The sequence below is a fragment of the Pseudomonas sp. GM48 genome (genome assembly GCF_000282335.1).
Lineage (GTDB): Bacteria > Pseudomonadota > Gammaproteobacteria > Pseudomonadales > Pseudomonadaceae > Aquipseudomonas.
This window is the reverse complement of the sequence record NZ_AKJM01000038.1, coordinates 20,384-38,477: the sequence shown is the minus strand read 5'-3', so window position 1 is coordinate 38,477 and position 18,094 is coordinate 20,384. Positions and strand designations below refer to the sequence as shown.

At 60.6% G+C, this 18,094-nt stretch carries 18 protein-coding genes; 16 read left to right on the top strand and 2 right to left on the bottom strand.

Annotated features, from left to right (window positions below):
* The first annotated feature begins 8 nt into the window (after nucleotides 1-8).
* The 14 genes from flhA (at nucleotide 9) to PMI28_RS23390 (ending at nucleotide 14,521) form a co-directional block, all read left to right on the top strand.
* Nucleotides 9-2,138: a flagellar biosynthesis protein FlhA gene (gene flhA, locus PMI28_RS23325; RefSeq protein ID WP_007983357.1), complete on the top strand. Its 2,130-nt coding sequence runs from the start codon at nucleotides 9-11 to the stop codon at nucleotides 2,136-2,138.
* A gap of 11 nt (nucleotides 2,139-2,149) precedes the next feature.
* Nucleotides 2,150-3,475: a flagellar biosynthesis protein FlhF gene (gene flhF, locus PMI28_RS23330; RefSeq protein WP_007983355.1), complete on the top strand. Its 1,326-nt coding sequence runs from the start codon at nucleotides 2,150-2,152 to the stop codon at nucleotides 3,473-3,475.
* 116 nt (nucleotides 3,476-3,591) lie between these two features.
* Nucleotides 3,592-4,422 carry a flagellar synthesis regulator FleN gene (gene fleN / locus PMI28_RS23335; protein ID WP_007983353.1) on the top strand — a complete coding sequence of 277 codons (831 nt, stop codon included), beginning with the start codon at nucleotides 3,592-3,594 and terminating at the stop codon, nucleotides 4,420-4,422.
* Nucleotides 4,419-5,159: an RNA polymerase sigma factor FliA gene (gene fliA / locus PMI28_RS23340; protein ID WP_007983352.1), complete on the top strand. Its 741-nt coding sequence runs from the start codon at nucleotides 4,419-4,421 to the stop codon at nucleotides 5,157-5,159. The genes fleN and fliA overlap by 4 nt, the downstream gene beginning before the upstream one ends.
* 167 nt (nucleotides 5,160-5,326) lie before the next feature.
* Nucleotides 5,327-5,698 (top strand): chemotaxis response regulator CheY, encoded by a 372-nt coding sequence (locus PMI28_RS23345; protein ID WP_003183998.1) that lies wholly within the window; start codon nucleotides 5,327-5,329, stop codon nucleotides 5,696-5,698.
* 21 nt (nucleotides 5,699-5,719) lie between these two features.
* Nucleotides 5,720-6,508: a protein phosphatase CheZ gene (locus PMI28_RS23350; protein ID WP_007983349.1), complete on the top strand. Its 789-nt coding sequence runs from the start codon at nucleotides 5,720-5,722 to the stop codon at nucleotides 6,506-6,508.
* A gap of 47 nt (nucleotides 6,509-6,555) precedes the next feature.
* On the top strand, nucleotides 6,556-8,832 hold the full coding sequence (locus PMI28_RS23355) for a chemotaxis protein CheA (RefSeq protein WP_007983348.1): 2,277 nt from the start codon (nucleotides 6,556-6,558) through the stop codon (nucleotides 8,830-8,832).
* Between the two features lie 48 nt (nucleotides 8,833-8,880).
* Nucleotides 8,881-10,005, top strand: a complete 1,125-nt coding sequence (locus PMI28_RS23360; RefSeq protein WP_007983346.1) for a protein-glutamate methylesterase/protein-glutamine glutaminase — start codon at nucleotides 8,881-8,883, stop codon at nucleotides 10,003-10,005.
* The gene (locus PMI28_RS23365) at nucleotides 10,005-10,745 is read left to right on the top strand and encodes a flagellar motor protein (RefSeq protein WP_007983343.1); all 741 of its coding nucleotides are present in this window, start codon (nucleotides 10,005-10,007) and stop codon (nucleotides 10,743-10,745) included. Before PMI28_RS23360 ends, PMI28_RS23365 begins: the two co-directional genes overlap by 1 nt.
* Before the next feature lie 15 nt (nucleotides 10,746-10,760).
* Entirely contained in the window at nucleotides 10,761-11,651 is an 891-nt protein-coding gene (gene motD, locus PMI28_RS23370) for a flagellar motor protein MotD (protein WP_007983341.1), read from the top strand.
* Nucleotides 11,652-11,694: 43 nt separating this feature from the next.
* Nucleotides 11,695-12,483 (top strand): ParA family protein, encoded by a 789-nt coding sequence (locus PMI28_RS23375; RefSeq protein ID WP_007983338.1) that lies wholly within the window; start codon nucleotides 11,695-11,697, stop codon nucleotides 12,481-12,483.
* A gap of 126 nt (nucleotides 12,484-12,609) precedes the next feature.
* Nucleotides 12,610-13,569, top strand: a complete 960-nt coding sequence (locus tag PMI28_RS23380; protein WP_007983337.1) for a CheW domain-containing protein — start codon at nucleotides 12,610-12,612, stop codon at nucleotides 13,567-13,569.
* Nucleotides 13,570-13,642: 73 nt separating this feature from the next.
* Nucleotides 13,643-14,128 (top strand): chemotaxis protein CheW, encoded by a 486-nt coding sequence (locus PMI28_RS23385; RefSeq protein ID WP_007980742.1) that lies wholly within the window; start codon nucleotides 13,643-13,645, stop codon nucleotides 14,126-14,128.
* Nucleotides 14,129-14,521: a DUF2802 domain-containing protein gene (locus tag PMI28_RS23390; protein WP_007983335.1), complete on the top strand. Its 393-nt coding sequence runs from the start codon at nucleotides 14,129-14,131 to the stop codon at nucleotides 14,519-14,521.
* Between the two features lie 133 nt (nucleotides 14,522-14,654).
* Here PMI28_RS23390 and PMI28_RS23395 read toward each other — a convergent pair whose 3' ends face one another.
* Together PMI28_RS23395 and fliK are read right to left on the bottom strand one after the other, a co-directional pair.
* Complete coding sequence (locus PMI28_RS23395; RefSeq protein WP_007983332.1) at nucleotides 14,655-14,984, bottom strand: EscU/YscU/HrcU family type III secretion system export apparatus switch protein; 330 nt, start codon at nucleotides 14,982-14,984, stop codon at nucleotides 14,655-14,657.
* Entirely contained in the window at nucleotides 14,981-16,555 is a 1,575-nt protein-coding gene (gene fliK / locus PMI28_RS23400; protein ID WP_007983330.1) for a flagellar hook-length control protein FliK, read from the bottom strand. The genes PMI28_RS23395 and fliK overlap by 4 nt, the downstream gene beginning before the upstream one ends.
* Nucleotides 16,556-16,754: 199 nt before the next feature.
* Between fliK and ccmA the strand changes: the two genes are divergently transcribed.
* Nucleotides 16,755-17,390 (top strand): cytochrome c biogenesis heme-transporting ATPase CcmA, encoded by a 636-nt coding sequence (ccmA, locus tag PMI28_RS23405; protein WP_007983328.1) that lies wholly within the window; start codon nucleotides 16,755-16,757, stop codon nucleotides 17,388-17,390.
* Nucleotides 17,387-18,055: a heme exporter protein CcmB gene (gene ccmB, locus PMI28_RS23410; RefSeq protein ID WP_007983326.1), complete on the top strand. Its 669-nt coding sequence runs from the start codon at nucleotides 17,387-17,389 to the stop codon at nucleotides 18,053-18,055. The genes ccmA and ccmB overlap by 4 nt, the downstream gene beginning before the upstream one ends.
* The last annotated feature ends 39 nt before the right edge of the window (nucleotides 18,056-18,094 follow it).

Below are 18,094 nucleotides of genomic sequence, written 5' to 3'. Positions count from 1 at the left end.
GAAAACCGGTGGATCGCTCTCAGTTAATCAACAGTGCCCGCAGCAATATTGCCGACCTCAGTCGGGGCAATCTGGGCGTGCCGCTGTTGCTGCTGGTCATGCTGGCGATGATGATGTTGCCGGTGCCGCCGTTCCTGCTGGACGTGTTCTTCACCTTCAACATCGCGCTGTCCATCGTCGTGCTGCTGGTCTGTGTCTACGCTTTGCGGCCGCTGGATTTTGCGGTGTTCCCGACCATTTTGCTGGTGGCGACGCTGTTGCGCCTGGCATTGAACGTGGCCTCCACTCGGGTGGTCATGCTTCACGGCCAGGATGGTCACGCCGCTGCCGGTAAAGTGATCCAGGCGTTCGGCGAGGTGGTGATCGGCGGTAACTACGTGGTCGGTATCGTGGTCTTCGCGATCTTGATGATCATCAACTTCGTCGTGGTGACCAAGGGTGCGGGGCGGATTTCCGAGGTGAGCGCGCGTTTCACCCTCGATGCGATGCCCGGCAAGCAAATGGCGATCGACGCCGACCTCAACGCCGGCCTGATCGATCAGGCCCAGGCCAAGGCCCGCCGTTCGGAAGTTGCGCAGGAAGCCGAGTTCTACGGTTCCATGGACGGTGCGAGCAAATTCGTCCGGGGTGACGCCATCGCCGGCCTGTTGATCCTGTTCATCAACCTGATTGGCGGCATGGCGGTCGGTATCTTCCAGCACAACATGAACTTCGCCGACGCCGGCAAGGTGTATGCGCTGTTGACCATCGGTGACGGTTTGGTGGCGCAATTGCCATCACTGTTGTTATCGACAGCCGCAGCGATCATGGTGACTCGTGCTTCCGGTTCGGAAGACATGGGCAAGCAAATCAATCGCCAGATGTTCGCCTCCCCCAAGGCACTGGCTGTGGCGGCAGGCTTGATGGCGGTCATGGGCCTGGTGCCCGGCATGCCACACTTCTCGTTCCTGAGCATGGCGGCCCTGGCGGCCGGTGGCGCCTATCTGTTCTGGAAAAAGCACAACGTCGCCAAGGTACAGGCCCTGCAAGAGGTCAAGCGCCAGCAGGAACTGCTGCCGTCGCCGGCCCGCGCCCAGGAAACCAAGGAGCTCGGCTGGGATGACGTGACGCCAATCGACATGATCGGCCTGGAGGTGGGTTATCGCTTGATTCCGTTGGTGGACCGCAACCAGGGCGGCCAGTTGCTGGCGCGGATCAAGGGGGTGCGCAAGAAGCTCTCCCAGGACCTGGGCTTCCTGATGCCGACGGTGCATATCCGCGACAACCTCGACCTGGCACCGAGTGCCTATCGCCTGACCCTCATGGGGGTGATACTGGCCGAGGCGGAGATTTACCCGGATCGCGAACTGGCGATCAACCCGGGACAGGTCTACGGTTCGCTCAACGGTATTACCGCCAAAGATCCGGCTTTCGGTCTGGAGGCGGTCTGGATCGAAATCAGCCAGCGCGCGCAGGCGCAATCGCTCGGTTATACGGTGGTCGATGCCAGTACAGTAGTGGCCACGCATTTGAACCAGATACTTTACAAGCATTCCAGTGAACTGATCGGTCACGAAGAAGTGCAGCAACTCATGCAATTGCTGGCCAAAAGCTCGCCGAAACTGGCCGAGGAGCTGGTGCCGGGCGTGGTTTCGCTGTCGCAGTTGCTCAAGGTGCTGCAAGCGCTGTTGGCCGAACAAGTCCCCGTGCGCGATATCCGCAGCATTGCCGAGGCCATCGCCAACAATGCTGCCAAGAGTCAAGATACCGCCGCGTTGGTGGCTGCCGTGCGTGTTGGCGTATCCCGTGCAATCGTGCAAAGCATTGTAGGCACTGAGTCGGAGCTGCCAGTAATCACGCTGGAGCCAAGGTTGGAACAGATATTGCTCAATAGTCTGCAAAAGGCAGGACAAGGCTCGGAAGAGGGCGTTCTGCTGGAGCCAAGCATGGCTGAGAAGTTGCAACGCTCGTTGATCGACGCGGCGCAGCGCCAGGAGATGCAGGGTCAGCCGGTGATTCTGCTGGTGGCCGGTCCGGTTCGCGCGATGCTCTCGCGATTTGGCCGGCTCGCAGTCCCGGGTTTGCACGTGTTGGCTTACCAGGAAATTCCTGACAACAAGCAAGTGACCATCGTTGCGACAGTAGGGCCCAACGGCTGAGGTAGTGGTTTATGCAAGTTAAGCGTTTTTTCGCCGCCGATATGCGTCAGGCCATGAAGCTGGTTCGTGATGAGCTGGGCGCCGATGCCGCCATCATTGGCAACCGCCGGATCGCCGGTGGTGTCGAGCTGACGGCTGCGCTGGATTACAAGTTGTCGGCGCTGGCGCCTCGGGTTCCGAACATGGAGCTCGAAGACGAGCTGCGCAAGACTCAGTCGCGGATCGTCACCGCCCAGGCCGAATTGAGCCTGCGTAGCGATGGCGAGAGCGACAAGAGCACCAACCGTCAGTTGTTCGCCGGCCTGCCGCTGACCGCCGCCGAACCGTTGATCGAGCCGACGTACGCCGAACCTCGTCGCCCTGCACCGGCGGCACCAGCCTCCACAGGCGTGGACCCGCGAGCGTTCGACTCGATGCGTTTCGAACTCAACAGCCTGCGCGAACTCATGGAAGTTCAGCTGGGCTCCCTGGCCTGGAATCAGCTGCAAGGCAGTCGTCCGGACCAGGCCAATCTCTGGCGCCGCCTGCAACGCATTGGCCTGTCTGGCCCGCTGTCGCGCGATCTGCTGGCGCTGATTACCGAAATCGAAGAGCCTCGTCAGGCTTGGCGAATGTTGCTGGCGCACCTGGCGCGCATGATCGTTACGCCGGAAGTCGAGCCGCTGGAAGAGGGCGGTGTGATTGCCATGGTCGGCCCGGCCGGCATGGGCAAGACCACCACCCTGGCCAAGCTGGCTGCCCGTTATGTGCTCAAGTACGGCGCGCAGAACATTGCGCTGGTGAGCATGGACAGCTTTCGCATCGGTGCCCAGGAGCAGCTCAAGACCCTGGGGCGCATTCTCAATGTGTCGGTGACCCACGTCGATCCGGGCCAGTCCCTGGTGCAGGCGCTGGAGCCGTTGCTGCGCAAGCGTGTGGTGCTGATCGATACCGCTGGCCTGCAGGCCAGCGATCCGGCACTGCGCATGCAGCTCGAAAGCCTGGCCGGTCGTGGCATTCGCTCGAAAAATTATCTGGTCCTGGCAACCACCAGCCAGAAACAGGTTCTAACGGCCGCGTACCACAGTTACAAGCGTTGTGGGCTCGCTGGCTGCATTCTGACTAAACTGGATGAAACGGCAAGCCTGGGCGAGGTGTTGAGCCTGGCCATCAGTCATGAGCTGCCGGTGGCCTACCTGACCGATGGCCCGCGGATTCCGGATGATTTGCATCTGCCGCGTCGTCACCAGTTGGTCAGTCGCGCCGTGAGTGTGCAAATGCAGGAAGAACCCAGCGAAGAAGCCATGGCTGACATGTTCGCTGACATCTACCACAGCCCGACCAAGCAGGTTGGCTGAGGTATTAATGAACAGTTTTTGTACCTACATCGATGGTCTGCCATGCATTGTTCCGTTTGCGAACGCGCAGCCAGTAATGTGGCCTCCGTCTATGCAAGACAAGGTAAAGAAATAACATGGGCAGCATGCATCCCGTACAGGTGATCGCGGTGACCGGCGGCAAAGGTGGCGTCGGGAAAACTAACGTGTCAGTGAACTTGTCCCTGGCTTTGGCTGAGCTTGGCCGGCGCGTCATGTTGCTGGACGCCGACCTGGGGTTGGCGAACGTCGACGTTCTGCTGGGCCTGACACCCAAACGTACCCTGGCCGACGTGATCGAGGGCCGCTGCGAACTGCGCGATGTACTGCTGCAGGGGCCAGGCGGCATCCGTATCGTTCCGGCCGCATCCGGCACTCAGAGCATGGTGCATCTGAGCCCGGCGCAACACGCCGGCCTGATCCAGGCCTTCAGCGATATCGGCGATAACCTCGACGTATTGGTGATCGACACCGCTGCGGGTATTGGTGACTCGGTAGTCAGTTTCGTTCGCGCAGCCCAGGAAGTGCTGCTGGTGGTGTGCGACGAACCGACCTCGATTACCGATGCCTACGCCTTGATCAAGTTGCTCAATCGCGACTACGGCATGAACCGCTTCCGCGTCCTGGCCAACATGGCCCAGAGCCCGCAGGAAGGGCGCAACCTGTTCGCCAAGTTGACCAAAGTCACGGATCGCTTCCTCGACGTCGCCCTGCAATACGTCGGCGCGGTGCCCTACGACGAAAGCGTACGCAAGGCCGTGCAGAAGCAGCGCGCTGTCTACGAGGCGTTCCCGCGTTCCAAGTGCTCGCTGGCGTTCAAGGCCATCGCACAGAAAGTCGATACCTGGCCGCTGCCTGCCAACCCGCGCGGGCACCTGGAGTTTTTCGTCGAGCGCCTCGTGCAACAGACAGCAGGACCTGTGATATGACGGCCAGCAGTTACAACCTCTACAAAACATCGGCGCGTGATGCGCAGTACGAGCTGATCGAGCGTTACGCACCGCTGGTTAAACGCATTGCCTACCACTTGCTGGCGCGCTTGCCGGCCAGTGTCCAGGTCGAAGACCTGATCCAGGCCGGGATGATCGGCCTGCTTGAAGTGTCAACCAAATATGACGCCGGCAAAGGCGCCAGTTTCGAGACGTACGCGGGCATTCGAATCCGCGGCGCCATGCTCGATGAAGTGCGCAAGGGGGACTGGGCACCACGTTCGGTTCACCGCAATACGCGCATGGTCAGCGACGCCATTCGCTCGATTGAAGCGAAAACCGGCCGTGACGCTAAAGATCACGAAGTTGCGGCCGAACTCCAATTGAGTCTCGACGATTACTACGGGATTTTGAACGACACCCTGGGCAGCCGGTTATTCAGTTTTGACGATCTGTTGCAGGACGGCGAACACGAAGGGCTGCACGAGGATGGCGCGAGTGCTCATCTCGAGCCGTCACGCGACCTGGAAGATGAACGCTTCCAGGCTGCGCTGGCGGATGCGATTGCCAATTTGCCGGAGCGCGAGCGACTGGTGTTGGCGCTGTACTACGACGAAGAGTTGAACCTCAAGGAAATCGGTGAGGTCCTGGGGGTCAGCGAATCTCGGGTCAGCCAGTTACACAGCCAGTGCGCGGCCCGTTTGCGGGGGCGTTTGGGGGAGTGGCGAGCGCGCTGAAGGCAGTGTGGGGACACTGCGAAAGAGGCTGGTGTGGTGTTGAACTGCTCCGGTCCCGATCTGTTGTGCTCCAGACAGTCATTGAGTGCTTTGCCGGATTGATTGAAATGGCGCGTCCAGGTGCTGGGCGCGTTTAAGACTGCTTGGAGGTCGAATTGGACAAGAACATGAAAATCCTCATCGTTGATGACTTCTCAACGATGCGGCGGATCATCAAGAACCTGCTGCGTGACCTTGGGTTCACCAACACCGTCGAGGCCGACGATGGCACTACCGCCATTCCGGTGCTCAACAGCGGAAGCATCGACTTTCTGGTAACGGACTGGAACATGCCTGGCATGACCGGTATCGATCTGCTGCGCCACGTGCGTGCCGATGAAAAGCTCAAGCACCTGCCGGTGCTGATGGTGACCGCTGAAGCCAAGCGTGAGCAGATCATCGAGGCGGCCCAGGCCGGCGTTAACGGCTATGTGGTCAAACCCTTCACGGCCCAGGCGTTGAAAGAAAAAATCGAGAAGATTTTCGAACGCATCGGTTGATGAGTGCGCCACGGGGGAGCTATGGGCAATAACGAAACTTCATTGGGCGACTTTGAGTCGACCCTGAAAAAACACGCCGTCGAATTGGTCGCGAGCCTTGAAAAAGGCAAGTTCGGCGACGCCGTGCAATTGATCCATGAGCTCAACCAGACCCGTGACCGCGGCCTGTATCAGGAAGTGGGCAAGCTCACTCGCGAGCTGCATAGCGCGATCGTCAATTTCCAGATTGACCCGCACATGCCGCAAGCCGAAGAGGTGTCGCAGATCACCGATGCCACCGAGCGTCTGGGGTATGTGGTCAAGCTGACCGAGGCCGCGGCCAACCGCACCATGGATCTGGTGGAAAGTGCCACGCCGCTGGTCAATGGCCTGGCGGATGAAGCCCAGGCCTTGAGCACGGACTGGGGGCGCTTCATGCGTCGCGAAGTCGGCGCGGAAGAGTTTCGTGAGCTGGCCCGGCGGGTCGACGGCTTCCTGACGCGCAGCGGCACGGACAATCGTGCGGTGTCGGGCAACCTGAACGACATCCTGCTCGCCCAGGATTACCAGGACCTCACAGGGCAAGTGATCAAGCGTGTGACCCAGTTGGTCACCGAAGTTGAAAGCAACCTGCTCAAGCTTGTGCTGATGGCCAGTCAGGTGGACCGCTTTGCGGGCATCGAACATGACCATGAAGCGATGCTTGCGGAAAAAGATCCACAAAAACATCTCTCTCAGGGTGAAGGTCCGCAGATTCATGCCGATAAAAGAGAAGACGTTGTGTCCGGTCAGGACGATGTGGACGATTTGCTATCCAGCCTAGGGTTTTAGACTTTTAGGTATTTTAGGTTTTTAGACCTGTTAGGAGCACCCCCCTGATGAGCTTCGGCGCCGATGAAGAGATCCTTCAGGATTTCCTGGTTGAGGCCGGCGAGATTCTAGAGCAACTGTCCGAGCAACTGGTCGAGCTGGAAAGCCGTCCGGATGATGCGGATCTGCTCAATGCAATTTTTCGCGGTTTTCACACTGTAAAAGGGGGCGCCGGCTTCCTCCAGCTCAACGAGCTGGTGGAGTGCTGCCACATCGCCGAGAACGTGTTCGACATCCTGCGCAAGGGTGAGCGGCGCGTCGACTCGGAATTGATGGACGTGGTTCTCGAAGCGCTGGACGCGGTGAACAGCATGTTCAGCGAAGTCCGCGAGCGCGGCCCGATCACGGCTGCGACACCTGAATTGCTTGCGGCACTGGCCCGTCTGGCCGAGCCGCAAACGGCAGACGATGCCGTATCCGCGCCTGTCGCCGAAGTGATTGAAGAGCCCGTGGCTGAAAGCGAATCGGGCGACATCACCGACAATGAATTCGAACAACTGCTGGACTCGCTGAACGCCGTCAAGGCGCAGGCCGAGGCCCCGGCGGCTGCCTCGGCGGCTGCTCCAGCGCCTGCCAGCGATGCCGCTGCCAGCGACGAAATCACCGATGCCGAGTTCGAGTCATTGCTCGATCAGTTGCACGGTAAAGGCCAGTTCGCCATTGACGCGGTGGTGCCGGCGCCTGCGCCTGCGCAAGCGCCGAAAGCGGCGGGCGACAGCTCCGACATTACCGATGATGAATTCGAGGCTTTGCTCGATCAGTTGCATGGCAAGGGCAACTTTGCCGTCGAGGCACTGGAATCGGCCATTGCTTCCGTGCCTGCACCCGCCGCACCCACCGCAGTGGCGGCCGGCAGTGATCTGATTTCCGATCACGAGTTCGAAACGCTGCTCGACGAATTGCACGGTAAAGGCAAGTTCAGCGAAGTCGGCACTGCGACGGTGGCCAACGGTTCCAACGCTTCTGTTGCGGCACCGGCAGCCAAGGTCGCGGCGCCGAAACCTGTGGCCAAGGCACCGGAGCCAAAAGCCGAAACGCCGGCTCCCGCGGCCGCTGCTGCACCAGCTGCTGCCCGCGCCCCGGCCGCGCCACCTGCGGAAAAGCCGGCGAGCGAAGCCGAGACCACCGTGCGTGTCGATACCGCGCGCCTCGACGAAATCATGAACATGGTCGGCGAGTTGGTACTGGTTCGTAACCGCCTGGTCCGCCTGGGGCTCAACAGCGGCGACGAAGCCATGTCCAAGGCCGTGTCGAACCTCGACGTGGTTACGGCCGACCTGCAAACCGCGGTCATGAAAACCCGGATGCAACCGATCAAGAAAGTTTTCGGGCGCTTCCCGCGCCTGGTTCGCGACCTGGCTCGCCAGCTCAAGAAAGAGATCAACCTGGAACTGGTCGGCGAAGAAACCGACCTCGACAAGAACCTCGTCGAGGCCCTGGCCGACCCGCTGGTGCACTTGGTGCGCAACGCGGTCGACCACGGCATCGAATCGCCGGAAGAACGCGAAGCCTCGGGCAAGGCCCGTGGCGGCAAGGTGATCCTGGCGGCCGAGCAGGAAGGCGATCACATCCTGCTGTCGATCTCCGATGATGGCAAAGGCATGGACCCGAACGTCCTGCGTTCCATCGCGGTAAAACGCGGCGTGATGGACAAGGATGCGGCCGATCGCTTGAGCGACACCGAGTGCTACAACCTGATCTTCGCCCCGGGATTCTCGACCAAAACCGAGATATCCGACGTATCGGGTCGCGGCGTGGGCATGGACGTGGTGAAAACCAAGATTTCCCAGCTCAACGGTTCGATCAATATCTACTCGGCCAAGGGCCAGGGCTCGAAGATCGTCATCAAGGTGCCGCTGACCCTGGCGATCATGCCGACACTGATGGTCATGCTCGGCAACCAGGCATTTGCGTTCCCGCTGGTGAACGTCAACGAGATCTTCCACCTCGACCTGTCGACCACCAACGTCGTGGACGGCCAGGAAGTGGTGATCGTACGGGACAAGGCACTGCCATTGTTCTATCTCAAACGCTGGCTGGTCAGCTCCGCCGCTCACGAAGAGCAGCGCGAAGGCCACGTGGTGATCCTTTCGGTGGGCACGCAACGGATCGGCTTTGTCGTCGACCAACTGGTGGGCCAGGAAGAAGTGGTCATCAAGCCATTGGGCAAAATGCTCCAGGGAACTCCGGGCATGTCCGGCGCCACCATCACCGGTGACGGCCGCATTGCGCTGATTCTCGATGTACCGAGCATGCTCAAGCGTTACGCCACACGGCGTATTTGATTCTGGTGGAGCGGGGCGCCTGGCCTCGCTCCATCTAATGGAGTGTTTATGGCAGTCAAAGTCCTGGTGGTGGACGATTCGGGGTTTTTCCGCCGCCGCGTCTCGGAAATTCTTTCAGCGGATTCGAATATCCAGGTCGTCGGCACGGCGACCAACGGCAAAGAGGCGATTGATCAGGCGCTGGCCCTCAAGCCCGACGTGATCACCATGGACTACGAGATGCCGATGATGGACGGCATCACGGCAGTGCGGCACATCATGCAGCGCTGCCCGACCCCGGTCTTGATGTTCTCCTCGCTGACCCACGAAGGTGCCCGGGTCACCCTCGATGCGCTGGATGCCGGCGCGGTGGACTTCCTGCCGAAGAATTTCGAAGACATCTCGCGCAACCCCGAGAAGGTAAAGCAACTGCTGTGCGAGAAGATTCTGAGCATCTCGCGCAGTAATCGTCGGGTCAGCACCTACAGCGCTCCGGCGCCTGTCGCCGCGCCCACCCCTGCACCTGCGTCTTCGAGCGCTGGCAGCTTTGGCGGCAGCGCGTCCGTGCGTCCGGCACCGATCCCTGTGCGTGCGCATGCGGCCACCCCGTCGTCGCCCGCGCCGAAACGCAAAAACTACAAACTGGTGGCCATCGGTACTTCCACCGGCGGCCCCGTTGCCCTGCAACGAGTGTTGACCCAATTGCCGGCCAGCTTCCCGGCGCCGATCGTGCTGATCCAACACATGCCGGCGGCCTTCACCAAGGCCTTCGCCGAGCGCCTGGACAAGCTTTGCCGCATCAGCGTCAAGGAAGCCGAGGACGGCGACATCCTGCGTCCGGGCCTGGCGCTGCTGGCGCCGGGTGGCAAGCAAATGATGATCGACGGCCGCGGCGCGGTGAAAATCCTCCCGGGCGACGAACGTCTGAATTACAAGCCGTGCGTGGATATCACGTTCGGTTCGGCGGCCAAGTCCTACGGTGACAAAGTTCTGGCGGTCGTCCTGACCGGCATGGGGGCCGACGGTCGTGAAGGTGCGCGCCTGCTCAAGCAGGGCGGCAGTTCGATCTGGGCGCAGGACGAAGCCAGTTGCGTGATCTACGGCATGCCGATGGCCATCGTCAAAGCTGAGCTCGCCGACGCGGTGTACAGCCTCGACGATATCGGCAAGCACTTGGTCGAGGCGTGCATCTGATGGATGTTCTAAGCCTGATCGGCATCATCATGGCCTTTGTCGCCATCATTGGCGGCAACTACCTTGAAGGCGGTCACCTCGGCGCTCTGGCCAATGGTCCGGCAGCGCTGATCGTGCTCGGTGGCACTATTGGCGCCGCACTACTGCAATCGCCGATGAGCGCCTTCAAGCGTGCCATGCAGATCCTCGCGTGGATCCTGTTTCCGCCCCGTGTCGATCTGGCCGGTGGCATCGACCGCGTGGTGAACTGGAGCCTGACGGCACGCAAGGAAGGCCTGCTGGGTCTTGAAGGTATCGCCGACGCCGAACCCGACAACTACGCGCGCAAAGGCCTGCAATTGCTGGTGGATGGCGCCGAGCCGGAAGCGATCCGCAGCATTCTGGAAGTGGATTTTTACACCCAGGAAGCCCGCGATATCGAAGCCGCCAAGGTCTTCGAAAGCATGGGCGGCTATGCGCCGACCATCGGTATCATCGGTGCGGTGATGGGCCTGATTCACGTCATGGGCAACCTGGGTGATCCGTCGCAACTGGGTAGCGGCATCGCCGTGGCTTTCGTCGCCACTATCTACGGCGTGGCCAGTGCCAACCTCATGCTGCTGCCGATTGCGGCCAAACTCAAATCCATCGCGTTGCGCCAGTCGCGTTATCGAGAAATGTTGCTGGAAGGGATCCTGTCGATCGCCGAAGGTGAAAACCCTCGCTCCATTGAGTTGAAGCTTCAGGGCTTCATGGATTGATGGGAGACATGGATCATGGCACGTCGTCGCCAGCATGAAGAGCATGTAAACCATGAACGTTGGCTGGTGTCCTACGCGGACTTCATCACCTTGCTGTTCGCCTTTTTCGTGGTGATGTACTCGATTTCGTCGATCAACGAAGGCAAGTACAAGGTCATTTCCGAAGCGCTGATCGGCGTCTTCACCGATTCCGATCGCGCGCTCAAGCCGATCCCCATCGGTGACGAACGGCCGAAGTCCGTGACCCCGGCCAAGCCGTTGGCCAAGGACAGTGACCAGGTCGATGCCGGTGTCGCCGGCGCCAGCGATCCGCTCAAAAGCATCGCCGATGACATCAGCGCGGCGTTCGGTGACCTGATCAGCTCCAATCAGATGACTGTGCGCGGCAACGAACTGTGGGTCGAGATCGAGCTCAACTCCAGCCTGCTATTCGGCAGCGGCGATGCCATGCCCAGCGACATCGCGTTCAACATCATCGACAAGGTCGCCGCGATCCTGAAGCCATTCGACAACCCGATTCATGTCGAAGGTTTCACCGACGATCAACCGATCCGCACCGCGCAGTACCCGACCAACTGGGAGCTGTCCTCGGCCCGTTCGGCCAGCATCGTACGCATGCTGGCGATGCAAGGGGTGAATCCCGGTCGCCTGGCGTCGGTGGGCTACGGCGAGTTTCAGCCGGTGGCCAACAATGCCACCGCCGAAGGCCGCGCCCGCAACCGTCGCGTGGTGCTGGTGGTGTCGCGCAACCTCGATGTTCGCCGCAGCCTGACCGGCACCGGAACCGCCCATGCGCAACCGGATGCCGCATTGAAGCGTGCTGGCACACAAACTGCACCGACCCCGGTCAAGTCGCCGGGACGAGAGAGCGCCGTCAATTCTCCGTCACCCGCATTAACACGTTGAGCTATTTCTCGGTCGAGCTGTTCGGCCGGGAGGAACAATCCGAATGAGAGTCTGGGCAGTCGCCAATCAAAAGGGTGGTGTTGGTAAAACCACTTCCTCCATCGCTTTAGCCGGCTTGCTGGCGGAGGCGGGCAAGCGCGTGGTCGTGGTCGATCTCGACCCCCACGGCTCCATGACCAGCTACTTCGGCTACGATCCGGACAGCCTGGAACACAGCAACTACGATCTGTTCCTGCACAAGGGCAACGTGCCGCAAGGCCTGCCGGGTCAACTGCTGCTGTCGACCAGCGACGAACGCATTTCCCTGTTGCCGTCCAGCACCGCGCTGGCCACTCTTGAGCGCCAGTCGCCCGGGCAGAGTGGCTTGGGCCTGGTGATTGCCAAGAGCCTGGCGCAACTATGGCAAGACTTCGATTACGCGGTGATCGACAGCCCGCCATTGCTTGGCGTGCTGATGGTCAATGCCTTGGCGGCGAGTCAGCAACTGGTGATCCCGGTGCAGACTGAACACCTGGCAGTCAAAGGCCTCGAGCGCATGGTCAACACCCTGGCGATGATCAACCGCTCACGCAAACAGGCGCTGCCATTCAGCATTGTTCCGACACTGTTTGACCGGCGCACCCAGGCATCCCTCGGGACCTTGCGTGTCCTGCGCGACAAATTCCCCGATGAAATCTGGCAGGGCTACATCCCGGTGGACACGCGACTGCGTGATGCCAGCCGTGCCGGGCTGACGCCATCGCAGTTCGACGGTAAGAGCCGTGGTGTTCTCGCTTATCGCGCATTGCTCAAGCACCTGTTGGCGGCACAACTTGTTCCGCAGGTGGCATGACATGAGCCCACTTCCTGTAGGAGCGAGCTTGCTTGCGATGGACGATAACGATAACTCGGGATGTCTGGATGACCGCGTTCTGCGGCAGTTTTTCGCGAGCAAGCTCGCTCCTACAGGTGAGCGCTCATGAATCGACTGGTGAACACAACATCGCGCCCGCAACTGGCGTTGCAGTCGTATCTGGACAGCTTGCTGCAAGACGCAACTGAGGAGATGGCGCCGGAGATCGAGGCGCTTGCCGAGGTTGTCGAAACGGTAAGGGTTGTCGAAGAGCAAGGCGTGCTGGACGAGTTCCAGGCAGCCGTACTCGAAGAGCAGGCACGGGATGCACAGAAAACCACAGTGGTTGCCGCTCCGGCGACCGTGCCTCTGACAAAGACTCACGTAGCCGTGGTCGAAGCGCCGGAAGCCGTTCTGGCATCGGTATCGACCCTTGCGCCGCTGTTGCAAACATTGGTCGTTCCAGCCATTGAAGAGCCTGCAGCGCTACTGACTCCGGTTATCGAGGCGCCTCAGACCCTGGTGCTGCCAATCGTCGAAGTGCACCTGCCACCGAGCAACACGCCGCCCCCGGTCGAGTCCGACGGTCGTCCGTCCTGGGCTGCCGAACCGTTCGAATGCCTGCTGTTCGATGTTGCCGGTTTGACCCTGGCGGTGCCGCTGGTGTGCCTGGGGTCGATTTACTCCCTGGCCGGTCACGAGCTGACGCCGTTGTTCGGTCAGCCGGAATGGTTCCTTGGCATCCTGCCGAGCCAGGCCGGCAACCTCAAGGTGCTCGATACCGCGCGTTGGGTCATGCCCGACCGTTACCGCGACGATTTCAGGCAGGGCCTGCAATACGTGATTTCGGTCCAGGGTTACGAATGGGGCCTGGCGGTGCATCAGGTCAGCCGTTCGTTGCGTCTGGACCCGAATGAAATCAAATGGAGAAGTCACCGGGGTCAGCGGCCGTGGCTCGCCGGCACGGTGATTGAACACATGTGCGCCTTGCTCGACGTCGCCTCATTGGCCGAGTTGATCGCCAGTGGCGGGGCAAAGCACATGTCGGGCATCAAGCCGAACCACAAACCGACAAACGTTAAATAAACAACAGGCGACGGCACTCGATGCCGTTGCACGGAATACACACCGCTAGGGCGGTTTCTTGAGGGGTCAGGGTATGAATGATAAGGCGACGGCGGCAAAAGGTTCCGAAGATCCGATCCTGCAATGGGTCACCTTCAAGCTGGACAACGAGACCTATGGCATCAACGTGATGCGCGTCCAGGAAGTCCTGCGTTACACCGAAATCGCCCCGGTCCCGGGTGCCCCGAGCTACGTGCTGGGCATCATCAACCTGCGCGGCAACGTCGTGACCGTGATCGACACCCGTCAGCGCTTCGGCCTGATGAATGCCGAGATCAGCGACAACACCCGTATCGTCATCATCGAAGCCGACAAGCAAGTGGTCGGGATCATGGTCGACAGCGTGGCCGAAGTGGTTTACCTGCGTCAGTCGGAAATCGAAACCGCGCCGAACGTTGGTAACGAAGAGTCCGCCAAGTTCATTCAAGGCGTGTGCAACAAGAACAACGAACTGCTCATCCTGGTCGAGCTGGACAAGATGATGAGCGAAGAAGAATGGTCGGAACTGGAGAGTATCTGATTGATTCTCGAGGTTGCGGTCATTGTCCTGTTCCTGTTTTGGGCAGGCACGCTGGCAATGTTCCTGGCGTACATTCGCGGTCAAAAACAGATCGCCGCACAACAGGCCCTGGGTGATGCGCTGCGTGATCAGCGCATCAAGGACCTGGCCAAGCGGGTCGACGACTACCAGAACGGCAACGTGCGCATGGGCGAAGACCTGCACGAACTGCGCGCAATCGTTGCGCCGTTGCCGGACAAACTGGCTCAGCTGGAACAGCGCGACCCTTCCAGCCTGTCGTTCGCCCAGGCGGCACGACTGGTCGGAATGGGCGCCAGCGTCGACGAACTGACCCAGTCCTGCGGTTTGACCCAGGCTGAGGCGGAGTTGATGAGTAAGTTGCACAGGAACTGAGTTTTGCAGTTCCTTTGAGATTGCTTTCGCGAGCAAGCCCGCTCCCACATTTGCTCTTCTGCGCACACAAATTTTGTGTACGACGTTGATCCAATGTGGGAGCGGGCTTGCTCGCGAAGGCGTCTTCGAATCCTCAGTAGTCTTCCCCGCGCTCGGTAATGTCCTTCTCGACCATCAGCGCATCCGGATCCTGTCCCGCCGGAAACTTGCCCTTCAGATTCCACGCAAACGCAATGATCTCGGCGATCGTCAGATATAGCTCCTGCGGAATGCTGTCCCCCAGCTCCATGCGTGCCAGCAGTTTCACCAGCTCGGCGTTTTCGTAGATCGGCACTTCGCAGTCGCGAGCGATTTTCAGGATTTCTTCCGCCAGCTCTTCGTCGCCCTTGGCCGTGAGGGTGGGGGCGTGGGTGCCGTCGTATTTGAGGGCGATGGCCTGGCGTGGAGCGTTGGGGTTTTTCATGCGTTTTCGTCGACCCAGCGTTGATCGAGGCGGGTTTGCGGGCCTTGCGGCGGTGTGCCGAGGTGGCAGTCCAGGTCGCCGACGTTCAGGCCGGCGGACAGTAAACGGTCACGCAGCCCACTCAGATTGCTTTCGATCAGGCTCGCGGTATAGGGCCGTTCGGCCCAGAGCTGGCTGGAGAGGCTGCCCTTGATCAATTGCGCCTGGATTTGCAGCGGTCCCAAAGGCTCCATGGCGAAGGCCAGTTCCACACGCCACAGCTGTTGCTTGGGTTCGCGTTCTTCGCGACGCTCCTTCGATTGTTCTTTTTCGGGCGCGTCTTCGCGCTGGAACTTGACCTGCAATGGCACGATGTCCTGCATATTGCGCATCGGGATTTCCAGTTGCCAGGTGCTCATCAGTCGTCCGTCGGCGGTTACGCCGGTTTGTTCCAGACTCGACAGCTGATGGCTTTGCAGGCGCGAAACCGCAGCGGCGGCCAGGCGTAGCAGGTGTTCAAGGTCGTTTTCACCCTCAGCGCTTTGCAGCAGACGTTCAGGCAACGGGAAAGCGGTCGGCGAAGGCTTGGCACTGACCTGGCCGAGCATGCCCAGGGCATTGCGGACAAAATTCGGCATGGCCTGCGCAAGGGTATTGGCGGCGATGATCGCGCCGAAGCTGGTGTTGGTCGGTAACCCCTGAGTCAGTTGCGCAACCAGTTTGAGCAGGTCGCCTTTCATGTCCGGTGCGAGCGTCGGGTTTTGCCCGGACAGCAGTTTGCTTTCGAGAAACACACCGCTGCTGACCAGGGCCTGGGCCAGGCCCTTGGGGGTACTCAATTGCTGAACATCCGGCAGGCCGGCGAGCAACCTGGCCGCGGCGCTACGCAATTCAACGGATGTCTGGTCCGAGGGCGGAAGGTTCTGCAGGAGCTTGAGCAAGCCATCCAGCGATCCCTGGCGACTTTGCTGGTCGACCAGTTGCCGGGTCACCGCCAGTTGTTCCTGACGGCTGCTCAGCGGCACGAACTTTACGGTCTGGGCGTCCTGCACCTGCGCGCTCAGCAAGGTGCCGATGCGCAATGGCTGCGGGCTGTCGATGCTCAAGGTGCTGCCGCTCAGCGCGGTATTGAGCAGGCTCACCATCGAGCGAAACACCATGGGCTGGCCGGGCACCTGTGGCAGCACTTGCGAGGTCAGCACTTTGCCCTGCAGCAGGGTGCCGACCGGCAATTGCGCGATGTCGAGGCGGGTGAGGGTGGCGACGCTGGCGGCAATGGCCTGTTGCACCGTCACGGCCAGATTGCCGGCCGAGGGCTGGGTGACGAGCAGCGTGGTGCCCTGGGCCAGCGGTTGATTACTGGTGGCCTGGACCGTGGTCTGGCGGCCGCTGTCGAGGGTGACCTTGAGCAGCATCTGGAAAGTCTGATCCGCCTGCTTGAGCGACAACACTTCGGCCTGGGCGGTTTGACCGACGCTGATCAGTCCCTCCACCGGCGTCAGCAACTTGAGCAACTCACCGCTGAGCACCTGCGGGCGCGAGGTCGCCGGGACGGTTTGCGGTAGCGGGAGGATGTTCATTTCGCCTGTCATACGCGGTCACAACCTGAGGAAAATGCACTCTTTAGACTAAGGTTTGGCATGTATAATGCCGCGCCGTTGTATCCAAAAATGGCGAAAACTTTGCAATTGTTTGACGCAGCTCTCTAGAACAAGACGTCATTGCATCTATGCTGCATCTCTTTAACGGCCGCACCAGAGCCGACTTGAACCGTATAAGGCCCGTGAACCCTTGACCAGTCCTGTCCTGCAAACCGTTGCCCTTGCCTGTGAGCGAGACCTTCGGCTGCTCTTCGAAAATCTCGATTTGAGACTGGCCAGTGGCGAAATGGTGCAAATCAGTGGCCCCAACGGCAGCGGCAAGACCAGCCTGTTACGCCTGCTCTCGGGGCTGATGCACCCGACCGCCGGTCAGGTGTTGCTCAATGGCCAGCCGCTGAACGAGCAACGCGGCGAGCTGGCGCGCAACCTGCTATGGATCGGCCACGCCGCCGGGATCAAGGATTTGCTGACACCGGAAGAGAATCTGAGCTGGCTGTGTGCCTTGCATCACCCGGCGACCCATGAGGCGATCTGGCAGGCGCTGGCTGCGGTCGGGCTGCGCGGATTCGAGGATGTGCCTTGTCACACCCTGTCTGCCGGTCAACAGCGCCGCGTCGCGCTGGCGCGGCTGTACCTGGACAGCCCGCCGCTGTGGATCCTCGATGAACCCTTTACCGCCCTCGACAAGCAGGGCGTGGCGCAACTCGAAGAACACCTGGCCGGCCACTGCGAACGCGGCGGCATGGTGGTGTTGACCACCCACCACACGCTGAGCCGGATGCCAGCCGGTTATCGCGACATCGATCTGGGGAGCTGGGCCGTATGAGTGTTTTCGGCCTGTTGGTCGCCCGCGAGGCTCGTCTGCTGTTCCGTCGCCCGGCGGAACTGGCCAATCCGCTGGTGTTCTTTGCCATCGTCGTTTCGCTGTTCCCGTTGGCGGTCGGCCCCGAGTCTCAATTGTTGCAAACCTTGTCTCCGGGGTTGGTCTGGGTGGCGGCGCTTTTATCGGTTCTGCTCTCGCTGGACGGGCTTTTCCGCAGTGATTTCGAAGACGGATCCCTTGAACAGTGGGTCCTTTCGCCGCACCCCCTGCCTCTTCTGGTTTTGGCCAAGGTGCTGGCACACTGGGCCTTTTCCGGCCTGGCACTGGTTTTGCTCGCACCCTTGCTGGCGTTGATGCTCGGTTTGCCTGCCGCCTGTCTGCCAGTGTTGCTGCTTTCGTTGCTGCTCGGTACACCGGTACTGAGCCTGCTCGGTGCGGTGGGCGCGGCGCTGACGGTCGGTTTGAAACGTGGCGGCCTGTTACTGGCGTTGCTGATTCTGCCGCTGTACATCCCGGTGTTGATCCTTGGCAGTGGCGCCTTGCAGGCCGCCCTACAGGGGATGCCGGCGACCGGTTATCTCCTGTGGCTTGGCAGCCTGACCGCCCTGGCGATAACCCTGACACCTTTTGCAATAGCTGCTGGCCTGAAGATCAGCGTCGGCGAATAATGAGGTCTGGTCATTTTTTGATCAGTAAAGACCCTGGCT